Consider the following 12,851-nt stretch of genomic DNA (forward strand, 5'->3'; position numbering starts at 1 on the left):
TACCTCAACCGCTCTTCACATCCACCAGCGCAGCAGAAAAAAGAACGCCATGCTCAACAACATGCTGAGCAAGGTGTTGCGAGTGAAAACCACCAGCGCGATGGCCACCAGCGAGCTGAGCAGGTACGGGTTGTGCCATTGCAGGTTCAACTGGTGGTCGGGCATGAACACGATCGGCCCGCAGATCGCGGTCAGCATGCCCGGTACGGCAAAGCCGAGAAACTGCCGGGCGTTGCTGCCCAGGCGTAGCGGCAGGCGCGGCTCGAGAAACACGTAGCGGTTGAGGAAGACCAGGAACCCCATGCCGAAAATCACTGCCCAGACCATCATGTGCGCTCCCGATACAGCTTGTTGCAGATAAAGCCTGCGGTCATGCCCGCCAGCCCCGACAGAACCAGCGCCGACCCCCACTGCCAGTAGCTGAAGAGCACCGAGCAGAACAGCGAGACGGCGACACAGACCACGGTCGGCACGTTGCGCACCAGGGGCGTGATCAGGGCGATAAAGGTCGCGGCGATGGAAAAGTCCAGGCCCAGGTGTTCCAGCCCGGGAATGCTCTTGCCGAGGACGATGCCGGCCAGGGTGAACAGGTTCCAGGCCACGTAAAAGGTCAGGCCCACGCCCAGGGCGTACCAGCGGTTGAACTGCTCCCGGTCATGGGCGCTGATCAGGGCGAACAACTCGTCGGTAAGCAAAAAGCCCAGCCCCATGCGCCAGCGCCCCGGCAAGGGCGAAATCACCGAACGCAGGCTCATGCCGTAGAGCAAGTGCTGGGAGGTCAGGAGCAAGGTGGTCAGCAGAATCGAGAAAATCCCCGCACCGCCCTTGAGCATGCCGATCGCCACCAATTGCGCGGCACCGGCAAACACGATGCCCGACAGCCCCTGCCCTTGCAGCGGCGTGAGATTGGCCTCGATGGCCATGGACCCGGCGAGCAGCCCCCAGGGCGCGGTCGCCAGGGACAGTGGAATGATGGCAATGGCACCGCGCACAAAGGCGGCGCGCGGCAAAAGCTGGCTGGACATAGAACCCTGCATTCCCTAAATGGACAGCGACTGTGCCAGCCCCGGAGGCTATTGGCTTGAACAATCTTGCGCATTTACGCGTGATGGCGGACGCCGCCGGTGTCGGACCAGCGCTGCCTGCGGCAGCGGCTACAAAAAACGCGTGTCGCCGCTTGGCCCTCAAGGGCGCCGTGGGGTGTCATGGGCAACCCGGTTAAGGCAACGGCCACAAATGACAACGCCCCTCACGAGGGAGGGGCGTTGGGGGTCACGCGCAAGACGGTGCGGCTTACATTTGCACCAGATTAGCGATCTTCACGTCCGGATCGACGTCGGCTTCGTAGTCGACACCCGGGATCTCGAACCCGAACAGGCGCAGGAACTCTTGCTTGTAGCCGACAAAGTCGGTCATTTCGTAGAGGTTTTCACTGGTGACCTGGTCCCACAGCGCCTTGACCCGGTCCTGGACTTGCGGCTCCAGTTCCTTGTAGTCGGCACGCAGGCGGCCTTCCTGGTCGATCACCGGAGTCTCGGCGTAGAGGCTGTTTTTATACAGACCGTAAACCTGTTCGATGCAACCTTCGTGACTGCCCTGCTCTTTCATGACTTTGAACAGCAGCGACAGGTACAGCGGCATGATCGGGATCGCCGAGCTGGCCTGGGTCACCACGGCCTTGAGCACCGATACGCGGGCGTCGCCGTGCAGGTCTGCCAGTTGCTTGCGCATGCCGATGACCTTGTGGTCCAGGTCCTTCTTGGCTTCGCCAATGGAACCGTTCCAGTAGATGTCGTGGGTCAGCTTCTCGCCCAGGTAGGTGAAGGCGGTGGTTTTCGCGCCTTCGGCCAGCACGCCGGCGTCGTGCAGCGCGTCAATCCACATCTGCCAGTCTTCGCCACCCATGACCGCGATAGTGCCGTCGATTTCTTCCTGGGTCGCAGGCTGCAGCGTGGTTTCCTTGACGATTTCCTTGTCGGTGTCCACACCGCGCAGGGTCACCGACTTGCCCAGCGGCTTGAGGGTCGAGCTCAGGACTTCGCCGGTTTTCGGGTGGGTACGGCGCGGCGCAGCCAGGCTGTAGACCACCAGGTCGATCTTGCCCAGGTCACGCTTGATGGTCTCGATGGTCTCGGCCTTGACCGCATCGGAGAACGCATCACCGTTGATGCTCTTGGCGTACAGGCCTTTTTCTTCGGCAAATTTGTGGAAAGCGGCGGTGTTGTACCAGCCGGCGGTGCCGAGCTTGCCGTCAACGCTGCCGCGCTCGAAGAACACCCCCAGGGTGTTGGCGCCGCAACCGAAGGCCGCGGTAATCCGCGCCGCCAGGCCGTAGCCAGTGGATGCGCCGAGCACCAGTACGTTCTTTGGCCCAGCGTCGATGGCGCCCTGTTTAGTGACGTAGTCGATCTGTTGCTTGACGTTGGCCTCGCAGCCGACCGGGTGGGTCGTCACACAGATAAAGCCGCGAACGCGGGGTTTGATGACCATACACAATCTCCAAATTCAATATGCCAAGAGCCAATACGGGCTGTAGCAGTGTCACGAGTTCAAGTTCATAGACGCTCGGAACGCCTTCGCGTCACGGCGAGATTGGCAATGCAGCCAATTTAGACTCGTTATTCAACTGATCACGGTGGGTACAACCCGGGGATTCTAGTGCCCCGGACCCGGATTGCGTAGCCGCAAGCGGCGAAACTCTACCAGTTACCCTGCGCCCACGGGGTGCCGCGCGCGAAAATCCCGAAGCACGCCGGGCTATCGAGCCGATCGCGGATTGGCCACAATGGTCCACCTGACGCGCCTTGCCCGCGTCAGCCCCGAATGAAGCCCAAGGAAAACACTCGCGTCATGGATACCCAAGTACTGGCAAAACTGCTGCATGACGCCGGCTGCAACCCACGCTCGTACAGCATTGGCTCCGACCGGGGCGCCTCCGACGCCTTCTGCCTGGTCAAGCACGGCCCGCAATGGCGCGTGTTCTACACCGAACGCGGCCAGGCGGAGCCGCCGGAGTATGTGTCCAAGGATGAAGACCAGGCCTGTCGCTACTTTCTGCAACTGATACTGGAATTGCCCCATAACCACTGCGTCGGTTTTTTCCGCAGCCAGGCCCGGGCCGACCAGTTGTATGCCGAGCTGCACGCGGCGGGACTCAATCCCACCCAGGACCGGATTCCCTACGGCGGCCCCGACGACCCGCGGTTTCGCGTATTCGTCAGCGGCCCGGCGATTTTTGGCGCCCGCGAACTGCTGGGAACCCTGCCTCGGGAAGACGCCTGAACTTGCTCACCTCCCCCCTACCTCAGCCTCGTACTTGCTAGCACAAGGAGCCCTCGCCGATGGATGCCAAGACCCTGGTCGCCAACTGCAAAAAGCAAAAAGACCACTACCTGCACAGCCTGCACGACGACCAGACTCAGGTCGGCCAGCAGTTGCAGGCCCTGGCGCTGACCGCGCACCAGAAGGCCCAGGTCCTGGCGGTGATTGATGGCGCCTTGACCGACCAGTTGTACAGCCTGTTGCTGGGCCTGGACGGCGCCGCCAGCATCGGCGACGAACAGCATGACTTTGCGCTGTACAACGAAACCGGCGAAGCCATCAGCGGCAGCGGCGAACTGGAAGCCCAGGCCTATGCGCAACTGATCGAGGCGACCACGGGCTGACTAGCCCTGGGGTCGGTCGAGGGCGGCATCCAGCGCCGCCTCCAGCTCAGCCTCGGCGACCGCCTGGCCATCGAGCCACAGGCTCAGGTCGGCCAGGTGAATGTTCAGGGTCACTTCCCGGCGATCCCCGGGGTACTTGCGCAGGCGCAGATCGAGGCCCAATGCCGACTCATCCGCCGCCAGCAAGTCCCATTGCCCGGCGCTCAGATCCAGCAGCACCCGGCCCTGGCTCAGGTCCTCGACCTTGGGCCCATACAGCCAGTGACTCATGCGCATTTCCCGAGGTTCCAGGCTAATGCGCAGGCGGCCGTTGCAGTAGTTTTGCGGGGTGCACATGGGGGCAGGTCCTCGGAACAATTTCAGGGGTTGGGGATCATAACCTGGCCCCTGAAAAAACCTCAGCGGCACGGCACAATCCCTCGTCCGTAGGTGTGGGATTCGCTACTATGTCTTCCCGTTTTCCTGCCTGTGCAGTCAAGCCACCCTGGAGCCCGAATGCCCAATCCCAAGGACATCGCCACCGACAATGGCGCGCCGATGATTCCGGAGCAACGTCGCGAGCAGATCCTGCGTCAGTTGCGCAAGCACCAGGTGCTGAGCGTGCATCAGTTGATGGAAATGTTCGATTGCTCGCACATGACCGTGCGCCGCGATATCGCCCTGCTGGAGCAGGAAGGCCGGGCCTATTCGGTAACCGGTGGGGTGCGCATCGCCAGCCAGTTGCACAGCGAGCCAAGCCACCAGTCCAAGGCGGTGGTCGAGCTGCCGCAGAAGCAGGCCATGGCCAAATTGGCCGCCCGCCTGTTGCGCCCGGACATGACGGTGTACCTGGACGCAGGCACCAGCACCCTGGAAATCGTGCCCTACATCAAGGCGCTCTCGGGCATGACCGTGGTCACCAATGACTTCGGGGTGGTGCAAGCGTTGATGGAGGCGCCGCAGGTGACGGTGATCCACACCGGTGGCCAGCTCGACCACTCCAACCATTCCTGCGTCGGCGGCCTGGCCGTGACCACCCTGCGCCAGATGGTGACCGACATTGCCTTTATGTCCACCAGTTCCTGGGATCTGCGCCGTGGCATCACCACTCCTTCGGCGCTGAAGGTCGAGGTCAAGCAGGTGGCCATGCAGTCGGCGTCCCAGGTGGTGCTGGTGGCCAGCAGTTCGAAATACGGCACCTTCAGCATGTACCGCATCGCCGGCCTGGAGCAGTTCGACGTCATCATCAGCGACGCCGCCCTGGCCCCGGCAGCGGCAGACGGGATTCGCAAACAAGGCGTCGAGCTGCTGCTCCCCGAGTAAACGACCCTGCAGCCGCTGACGCGACATCCATACACCTGACACACCACGGCGACAGCCCCGGCCAGCGCAGCCTCATGCCTCGGCAGCGGCTACAGGGGGCGGCTTTTTTCGGTTTGTTGCATGAACTGGCCCAGCTCCCTGGCGTAGAACCTGGCCATGCCGGTGGTGCCGTGGCCGCGGGTCTCGGCGCTGGCCGGGATCAGCACTAGCCGCGCGTTCTTGAGCTGGCGCAGCGAGGCTTCCAGGGTTCCGGTTTCCGGCGGGTTGCGCTCGTCATCAGCCGAGTTGATCGCCAGCACCGGGGCCTGGATTTTGCCGAGGCCCGGGGCCGCGTTGTAGTCGGCGGACGATTGCCACTGGTAGATAAAGTCATTGGCGTCGGCGCTTTGCGCCGCGGCGAGGCGTTCATCCACCAGTTTGTCGGCCAGGGCCCGGGTCGGTGCAGCCGCCTGATACGCCAGGGTGCCGCCGCTGGTGCCGACGCTGAACAGCGCATTGGCCAGGCGCAGGGACGGCGGCTGGGCGCTGTAGTTGCCGTTGTTCCAGGCCGGGTCCTGCTTGATCGACTCCACCAGCAGCCGGCGCATCATCCAGTTGCGCGACGACATCTCGGTCGGCTGCGAAGCCATGGGCACCAGGGCATCCATCATCTGCGGCCAGGTCTGGCCCCACATCCAGGTCTGCATGCCACCCATGGAATTGCCGATGACCAACCGCAGGTGCTTGACCCCCAGGCCCTCGGTCACCAGCCGGTATTGGGCCTGGACCATGTCCGCGTAGTTGTACGCGGGGAATTTGGTGCGCAGCCCGTCCGAGGGTTTGCTCGACTGGCCGACGCCGATGCCATCGGTGGAAATGATGTAGTACTTGCTGGCGTCCAGCGGCTGGCCGGGGCCGAACAGTTCGCCGCCAAAATCCTTGCTCAGCACATCGCTGCCAGGGCGGTAGGTGCCGTGCAGGTAGAGGATGGCCGGGTTTTTCGGATTGCCGAGGGTGATGTAGTGCAGTTTCAGGTTGGCCAGCTTTTCACCGCTATGGAAGGTGAACTCGGGGGCTACCCAGTCTCCTTCGGTGGCCGCCGGCAAGGGCGCGGCGCTGAGGGTGGAGCCGGCGAAAAGCAGGGAAAACAGCAGCCCGATAGCGGGCCGGGAAGCGAAGCGCTGCATGGGATGAGTCCTGTTGTTTTTGTTCTGGGAGCCCCTGCGCGAGCGGCGCGCAGGGGGTGCATCGAGGGTTTAGCGGGCCTTCCAGTCGCGCAGCCATTGCAGGCCGGCCGAGGTGTCGCCCCGTGGGCGGTATTCGCAGCCGATCCAGCCGTCATACCCCAGCTCGTCGATGAGGTTGAACAGGTACGGGTAGTTCAGCTCCCCGAGGTCCGGCTCGTGACGGTCCGGCACGCCGGCGATCTGGATATGGCCAATGCCGGCAAAATCCCGACGCAGCTTGACCGCCAGGTCGCCTTCGACGATCTGGCAGTGGTAGCAGTCGAACTGCACCTTGAGGTTGCTGGCCCCGACTTCCCGGCAGATGGCCTGGGCCTGGTCCTGGCGATTGAGGAAAAAGCCCGGCATGTCACGGGTATTGATCGGTTCGAGCAATACCGTGATCCCGACCTTGGCCGCCTGGGCACTGGCATAGGCCAGGTTTTCCAGGTACACGCCGTGGTGCCGCGCGCGGTCGCTTTCGGACGGCAGCAAGCCGGCCATCACGTGGATCCGCGAGTTGCCCAGCACGGCGGCGTATTCCAGGGCGCGGTCGAAACCGGCGCGGAATTCGCTCTCGCGCCCGGGCAGGCTCACGGTGCCCCGCTCGCCCGCCGCCCAGTCGCCCGGTGTCGCGTTGAACAAGGCCTGGACCAGGCCGTTGTCGCTCAGGCGCTGCTTGAGTTCCTGGGCGCTGTAGTCGTACGGAAACAGGTACTCCACCGCTTCGAAACCATCGGCCGCGGCGGCGGCGAAACGGTCGAGAAACTCGTGTTCCGGGTAGAGCAAGCTGAGGTTGGCAGCAAAACGAGGCATGTTAACTCCTGGGACAAAGGGTCAGACAAAAGGCCAGATCAACAGGGTAATCAAGAAACCCAAGGTGCCGAGCAAGGTGGTGATCACGGTCCAGGTACGCAGGCCGTCGGCGACATTAAGCCCGGCCAGCTTGGTGAAGATCCAGTAGCCGGCGTCGTTGATGTGGGACATCGCCAACCCGCCACCGCCCATGGCCAGGCACAGCAGGGCCATGTGGTTGGGGGTCAGGTTGAGGGTCGCGATCAGCGGCGCGATGATCCCGGCGGTGGTCACCAGGGCCACGGTGGTCGAACCTTGCACCGCACGCAGCAGCATGGTCAGCAAAAAGCCCAGGGCCAGCACCGGCAGGCCGGTGGTGCGCAACATGTCGGAGACCACGGCACCGATCCCGGTGTCCACCAGGACCTTGCCGAACACACCGCCGGCACCGGCGATCAGGATCACCATGGCCACGCCCGGCAGGGCCGAACCGATCACATCCGACACCTGGGAACGGCTCCAGCCGCGACGCGAACCCAGCAGCCAGGCACAGAGCAAGGTGTCGATCAACAGCGCCACCAGGGGCGCGCCGAGCACGGTCATGATCCCGCGCAAGGTCGACTCTGGGGGCAACAGCGAAGTGGCCAGGGTGCCCAGGAGAATCAGGATGATCGGCAGCAGAATCAGGCTGACGATCAGGCCGAAACCCGGTGGTGGCGCCGGCGGCAGCTTGGATACGATGCTGCTGGTGGACTCTTCCAGGCCCATGTGGGACACGGCCGCGGTGGCCTGGGCGCTGGTTTGGCTGGAGCCGTTGTTCCAGGCTTCGAGGTCGGCGTTGGTAACGTGGGGGCCATAGACTTCCGCACGGATATCGTCAGTCATCGGGTAGAAGCGACGGGTCATGCGCCCGGCCACACGGTAGCCGACGTAGCACAGGAAAGCGGTCAGCGGCAGGCCGAACATCAGCACCCGGCCCAGGTCCGCGCCCAGTTGGCTGGCGGCGGCCACGGCGCCCGGATGAGGCGGCAGGAACGCGTGCACGGTGAGCAGCGCCGCACACATCGGCAGGGCGAAGATCAGCAGCGGCTTGCGCGCCTTGCGGGCCAGGCCATAGGCCAGCGGCATCAGGATGATGACCCCGACCTCGAAGAACACCGGCACGCCGATGATGAAGCCGGCAATGGTCAGCGCCAGCGGCGTACGGCGGTTGCCGAAGCGTTCGATCAGGGTCTTGGCCAGGGCCTCGGCACCACCGGAAAGCTCGATGATGCGTCCGATCATCGCGCCCAGGGCAATGATGATCGCGATGTGGCCCAGGGTCTTGCCCATGCCGCCTTCAATGGTGGCCACCAGGTCTGCCGGTTTGACCCCGGCCACCAGCGCCACCAGGATGCTCACCAGCATCAGCGCGACAAAGGGCTGGAACTTGTACTTGAGCACCAGGAACAACAGCATGGCGATGCCCACGCCGGCGATCAGCATCAGGATCAGCGGGCTCATGATGCCAGCCCTCCGTCGCAGACCAGGGGTAGTGTGTTAACGAGACTGCAGTCGGGATACGTCATGGGTGAAGTCCTGTTGTTATTGTTTTTCAGGCAGACCGGTCTCCACTGGAGTCGCGACGCGTCTCCCATGGCCTGCCTGCATTTACGTTGGGTCAAGTGAATACCGGTGCCCTACCAGGCGGCACCGAAGGTCTCGCGCAACTCGTCCAGGGCCGCCTGGCTCAGCGGTTCCGGCCGGGGCTGGGTCATCAGCCACAGGCGCGCGGTTTCTTCGAGTTCTTCCAGGGCGTAGCTGGCCCTGGACACCGAGCTTTCCCAGACCACCGGGCCCAGGCGCTCAAGCATCACGCCACGCACTCGGTTGGCCAGTTGCGCAACCTGCTCGGCGACCTTCGGTGAACCGGGGCGCTGGTAACCGATCAACGGGATGTGCCCGACCTTCATTACCTGGTACGGGGTCAGCGGCGGCAGGATGTCATCCGCCTGCCAGACACCGGCCAGGGTCAGTGCCACCAGGTGCGTGGAATGGGTGTGCACCACCCCGCCCACGCCCGGGTTGCGATCGTAGACCTGGCGATGCAGGGCCAGGGTCTTGGACGGCTTGTCGCCGGACACCCACTCCCCCGCCAGGTTGACCTTGGCGATGGCCGCCGGGTCCAGGCGCCCGAGGCAGACATCGGTCGGGGTGATCAGCCAGCCATCGTCCAGGCGCGCACTGATATTGCCCGCGCTGCCCACGGTATAGCCGCGTTGATAGAGGCTGCGACCGACGTCGCAGATCTCTTCGCGCAGGGCGTTTTCCTTGCTCAGGGCGCTTTTGACTGCCGTGCTCATTGGGCATCTCCAGCCAGTTGCTTGAGGGCCTTGGCGAAGAAATCCCGACCGCCGAAGTTGCCGGATTTCAAGGCCAGGGCCAGCGGCTCGTCGCCCCCGCTGACAGTGGCCGGCACGCCTGGGTCAATCTGCGCGCCGATCTGCAACAGTTGCACGCCCAGGGCCTTGACCACTGCACCGGAAGTTTCGCCACCGGCAATCACAAAGCGCCGCACGCCAGCCTGGCGCAGCCCCTTGGCGATCTCGCCCAGGGCATTTTCCACCAGGGCCCCGGCACGCTCGACACCCAGTTGCTGCTGCACCGCCTTGACCTCGTCCGGGGTGCTGGTGGCGTAGATCAACACGGTGTGCTGGTGCTCGCGGGCAAAGGCCAGGGCTTGCGCCACCACCGGTTCGCCGGCCGCCAGGGCCATCGGATTGATACGCAGGGCCGGGCGATCGGCTTCAAGCCAGGCCGCAACCTGGCCAATGGTCGCCACCGAGGCACTGCCGGCCAGGACCACTTCGCCACCGGCCACAGTCGGCAGGCTCGACACATCGAAGTCACGCAGCTTGCCGGCCCGGCGGAAGTTCTCCGGCAGGCCCAGGGCCAACCCCGAGCCACCGGTCAGCAACGGCAGGTCGGCGCAGGCGGCGCCCAGGGTATAGAGGTCCTGGTCGGACAGCGCATCGGCGATGGCCATGCCCACGCCCTGGGCCCGCAGTTCGGCGATCCTCGTCCGGACCGCCTCGACGCCCTGGGCGATGCTGTCGTAACGCAACAGGCCAACCTTCTGCGTGGTCTGGGATTGCAGCACGCGCACCAGGTTGGCGTCGGTCATCGGCGTCAACGGGTGATGCTGCATGCCCGACTCGCTGAGCAACTGGTCCTGGACAAACAGGTGGCCACGGAAAAGGGTCCGGCCGTTCTCCGGAAATGCCGGGCAAGCCAGGGTGAAGTCACTGCCCAGGGCCTTGAGCAAGGCCTCGCTGACCTGGCCGATATTGCCGGCGGCGGTGGAATCGAAAGTCGAGCAGTACTTGAAGAAGATCTGCTCGCAACCTTGCTCGCGCAGCCAGTTCAGGGCGGCGAGGGACTCGGCCACCGCGTCATTGACCGGCGTGGTGCGGGATTTGAGGGCGATGACGATGGCGTCGGCATCCAGCTCCGCCGCCACTTCGCGACTGGGGATGCCGATGCTTTGCACCGTGCGCATGCCGCCGCGCACCAGCATGTTGGCCAGGTCGGTGGCGCCGGTGAAGTCATCGGCGATGCAGCCCAGCAACGGGCGGGAAAGGGTCGGGCTCATGGGGCGGTCCTCACACAGACTCGGGCTTGGCGGTCGGCAACTCGATGCCCGGGAAAATCTTGATCACGGCCGAGTCATCCTCGCGCCCGAAACCGGCGCTGGAAGCCTGCATGAACATCTGGTGCGCGGTGGCCGACAGCGGCAGCGGGAATTTGCTGGCGCGGGCGGTATCCAGGACCAGGCCCAGGTCCTTGACGAAAATATCCACCGCGGACAGCGGCGTGTAGTCGGCCTTGAGGATGTGCGGCACGCGGTTTTCAAACATCCACGAGTTGCCAGCGCTGTGGGTGATCACTTCGTACAGGGCGTCGGCGTCGACCCCTTCACGCAGGCCCAGGGCCATGGCTTCGGCGGAGGCGGCAATGTGCACCCCGGCCAGCAACTGGTTGATGATCTTGACCTTGGACCCCAGGCCATGGGCATCGCCCAGGCGGTAGACCTTGCCCGCCATGCCGGCAAGGATCGCCTCGGCCTTGGCGTAGGCTTCGGCCGGACCCGACGTCATCATGGTCATTTCGCCGGCCGCAGCCTTGGCCGCACCACCGGAGATCGGCGCATCGAGGTACAGCAGGCCTTGCTCGGCCAGGCGCTGCCCGAGGTCCACGGCGTAGGTCGGGGCCACGGTGGCACAGCCGATCACCAGGCTGCCGGGGCGCAGGGCCGCAACCGCCGCACCGTCGCCGAACAACACGCTTTCAGTCTGCTCGGCGTTCACCACCACGGTGATGATCACGTCACATTCGGCGGCCATCTGCGCGGCGCTGGCACAAGCCACCCCGCCTTCACTGGCGAATTGCTCGGTGACCGCGGCGCGCACATCGCAGGCATGCACATTGAAGCCGCTGCGCAACAGCGAGCGGGCGATACCCAGGCCCATGGCACCGAGACCGACGACACCGACGTTTTTGTTATTCATGAGCAACTCCAGAAATAGGCGACGGCGTACCCTGCGCGGCAGCGCGCAGGCGGCGGGCCGCGTCGAGGGAATAGAGGTTGGCGCTGATCAGCGCGCTCCCGGGCAGCGCCTGTGCGGCGACGGGAGCTGCGAGCAGCGATACGGCGTGCCGGATTACCGCGGGGCTGACGCCAAAGGCGGCGGCCAGCAGCTCGGCGGGTTCGGGGCGGGCAACGCGCAGCGAGGCATGCAAAGAGTGGGTGTGGGTCGACCGAGGAGCCTTGACGCTCGGCGGGTGCAACGGGGCCTTGTCGTACATGAGGGCCATCCTGCTTGGTTTTGTTGTCAGGTTGGAACAGATAATCCACCAATGAACGGATTATGTGAAGTTATTTTTCAATCTAACATTTTTTAACATCGCCACTCACACACCCACCCTCCCCAACCTGCCTCGCTGCGCAGCCGCCACCACCGATACCGCCCGCTCGGCGTCAGGGACGCGACGGTTCTACCGCGCGTCGGCCAGCCTCGATAATCGGCCGAACAGCGCCTGCAACCCTGACCTGGATCAGTTCAAGCGCCCAGGGCCGGGTCGATGCTCAGGACACAGGGCCACCGACTGACGGTAGCGCCCCTCATCGCACTGGCGTTGACCCCCTTGCCGGGCTGGTGCCTGATGCTGAGTCCCGCAATGTTTGGATAAGGATGATTCGACATGGCAACGATCCAAGTTCTCGCAGGTGACTTCCTGCAAGGTGATGGCGAATACCGCAACGGCAGCTTCAAGCTGAAGACCGCCTTCAATACTTCCCCCGGCGTGGTGCTCAAGGCCTCGGCCTTCAAGACCCTGGAAATCGCCACCCAGGATTCCGTCGCCAACAAGGATGCACTGGGCTTCGGCATCGCCGGGGCCATGCTCCTGGGGCCGGTGGGCGCAATTGCCGGTTACCTGATGGCAGGCACCCAGACCGAAGTGACGTTTCTCGGCACCTTCAATGACGGTCGGCAATTACTGGCTGCCACCGACAGTCAGACTTATCGGGATATATCCCGGCAATTGAGCGCGCCATAATCTCCCTTCATTAATTACAACAGTGCTCACGGATATAGTCCCTGAGCACTGACTTGTAATAACGGCGCAATGAACCACGACAACAAATAGCACACTGCCATAAATCAGCCGACTTCCTGTCCATTTCCTGTCTGACGCCAATTAATACACTCATCCGGGTGGTTTTAATGTTGACTTCAACCCCCCTCGCCAGTAAATTGCGCGGGCCGGCAACACCGGCCATTTTTCAACTCACTAAAGAAGCCAATGGACACAGTATCTAGACGCTGTCTGGCCGCTGCCTCTGCGC

General features: G+C 63.8%; 15 protein-coding genes. 4 read left to right on the plus strand and 11 right to left on the minus strand.

What is annotated here, in order from left to right:
• Window positions 1-15: 15 nt before the first annotated feature.
• From ACOZJV_RS05630 to fabV, 3 genes are all read right to left on the minus strand, one after another.
• Window positions 16-327, minus strand: coding sequence for an AzlD domain-containing protein (locus tag ACOZJV_RS05630; protein ID WP_020298333.1), 312 nt, complete (start codon window positions 325-327; stop codon window positions 16-18).
• The gene (locus ACOZJV_RS05635) at window positions 327-1,025 is read right to left on the minus strand and encodes an AzlC family ABC transporter permease (protein ID WP_078471365.1); all 699 of its coding nucleotides are present in this window, start codon (window positions 1,023-1,025) and stop codon (window positions 327-329) included. Before ACOZJV_RS05635 ends, ACOZJV_RS05630 begins: the two co-directional genes overlap by 1 nt.
• A 268-nt stretch (window positions 1,026-1,293) precedes the next feature.
• Complete coding sequence (gene fabV / locus ACOZJV_RS05640) at window positions 1,294-2,490, minus strand: enoyl-ACP reductase FabV (RefSeq protein WP_421547052.1); 1,197 nt, start codon at window positions 2,488-2,490, stop codon at window positions 1,294-1,296.
• Between the two features lie 360 nt (window positions 2,491-2,850).
• Here fabV and ACOZJV_RS05645 point away from each other — a divergent pair, with 360 nt between their 5' ends.
• Both ACOZJV_RS05645 and ACOZJV_RS05650 read left to right on the plus strand, forming a co-directional pair.
• Window positions 2,851-3,282 carry an SPOR domain-containing protein gene (locus ACOZJV_RS05645; protein WP_201130684.1) on the plus strand — a complete coding sequence of 144 codons (432 nt, stop codon included), beginning with the start codon at window positions 2,851-2,853 and terminating at the stop codon, window positions 3,280-3,282.
• 59 nt (window positions 3,283-3,341) lie between these two features.
• Window positions 3,342-3,665 (plus strand): hypothetical protein, encoded by a 324-nt coding sequence (locus ACOZJV_RS05650; protein ID WP_421547053.1) that lies wholly within the window; start codon window positions 3,342-3,344, stop codon window positions 3,663-3,665.
• Here ACOZJV_RS05650 and ACOZJV_RS05655 read toward each other — a convergent pair whose 3' ends face one another.
• A complete protein-coding gene (locus tag ACOZJV_RS05655; RefSeq protein ID WP_421547054.1) occupies window positions 3,666-4,001 on the minus strand; it encodes a hypothetical protein in 336 nt (111 codons plus the stop codon). It lies immediately after the preceding gene.
• Window positions 4,002-4,160: 159 nt separating this feature from the next.
• On the opposite strand from ACOZJV_RS05655, the gene ACOZJV_RS05660 reads away from it, so the two are divergent.
• Entirely contained in the window at window positions 4,161-4,967 is an 807-nt protein-coding gene (locus ACOZJV_RS05660; protein WP_078471369.1) for a DeoR/GlpR family DNA-binding transcription regulator, read from the plus strand.
• A gap of 89 nt (window positions 4,968-5,056) precedes the next feature.
• Here the strand turns inward: ACOZJV_RS05660 and ACOZJV_RS05665 are convergent, their stop codons facing one another.
• The 7 genes from ACOZJV_RS05665 to ACOZJV_RS05695 all read right to left on the minus strand — a co-directional run bounded on the left by ACOZJV_RS05665 (window position 5,057) and on the right by ACOZJV_RS05695 (window position 11,809).
• The gene (locus tag ACOZJV_RS05665; RefSeq protein WP_421547055.1) at window positions 5,057-6,133 is read right to left on the minus strand and encodes an alpha/beta fold hydrolase; all 1,077 of its coding nucleotides are present in this window, start codon (window positions 6,131-6,133) and stop codon (window positions 5,057-5,059) included.
• Window positions 6,134-6,202: 69 nt separating this feature from the next.
• A complete protein-coding gene (gene otnI, locus ACOZJV_RS05670) occupies window positions 6,203-6,985 on the minus strand; it encodes a 2-oxo-tetronate isomerase (protein WP_421547056.1) in 783 nt (260 codons plus the stop codon).
• Between the two features lie 21 nt (window positions 6,986-7,006).
• Window positions 7,007-8,467: an SLC13 family permease gene (locus tag ACOZJV_RS05675; protein WP_201130679.1), complete on the minus strand. Its 1,461-nt coding sequence runs from the start codon at window positions 8,465-8,467 to the stop codon at window positions 7,007-7,009.
• A gap of 176 nt (window positions 8,468-8,643) precedes the next feature.
• Window positions 8,644-9,282: an aldolase gene (locus ACOZJV_RS05680; RefSeq protein WP_078471552.1), complete on the minus strand. Its 639-nt coding sequence runs from the start codon at window positions 9,280-9,282 to the stop codon at window positions 8,644-8,646.
• Between the two features lie 20 nt (window positions 9,283-9,302).
• Window positions 9,303-10,595 (minus strand): 3-oxo-tetronate kinase, encoded by a 1,293-nt coding sequence (otnK, locus tag ACOZJV_RS05685; RefSeq protein ID WP_421547057.1) that lies wholly within the window; start codon window positions 10,593-10,595, stop codon window positions 9,303-9,305.
• A 10-nt stretch (window positions 10,596-10,605) separates the two neighbouring features.
• Window positions 10,606-11,511 carry an L-threonate dehydrogenase gene (gene ltnD, locus ACOZJV_RS05690; RefSeq protein ID WP_020298321.1) on the minus strand — a complete coding sequence of 302 codons (906 nt, stop codon included), beginning with the start codon at window positions 11,509-11,511 and terminating at the stop codon, window positions 10,606-10,608.
• Window positions 11,504-11,809, minus strand: coding sequence for a hypothetical protein (locus ACOZJV_RS05695; protein ID WP_421547058.1), 306 nt, complete (start codon window positions 11,807-11,809; stop codon window positions 11,504-11,506). The genes ltnD and ACOZJV_RS05695 overlap by 8 nt, the downstream gene beginning before the upstream one ends.
• Window positions 11,810-12,205: 396 nt before the next feature.
• On the opposite strand from ACOZJV_RS05695, the gene ACOZJV_RS05700 reads away from it, so the two are divergent.
• Window positions 12,206-12,562 carry a hypothetical protein gene (locus ACOZJV_RS05700; protein ID WP_201130677.1) on the plus strand — a complete coding sequence of 119 codons (357 nt, stop codon included), beginning with the start codon at window positions 12,206-12,208 and terminating at the stop codon, window positions 12,560-12,562.
• The last annotated feature ends 289 nt before the right edge of the window (window positions 12,563-12,851 follow it).

The organism is Pseudomonas sp. QD4 (assembly GCF_049199125.1).
Lineage (GTDB): Bacteria > Pseudomonadota > Gammaproteobacteria > Pseudomonadales > Pseudomonadaceae > Aquipseudomonas.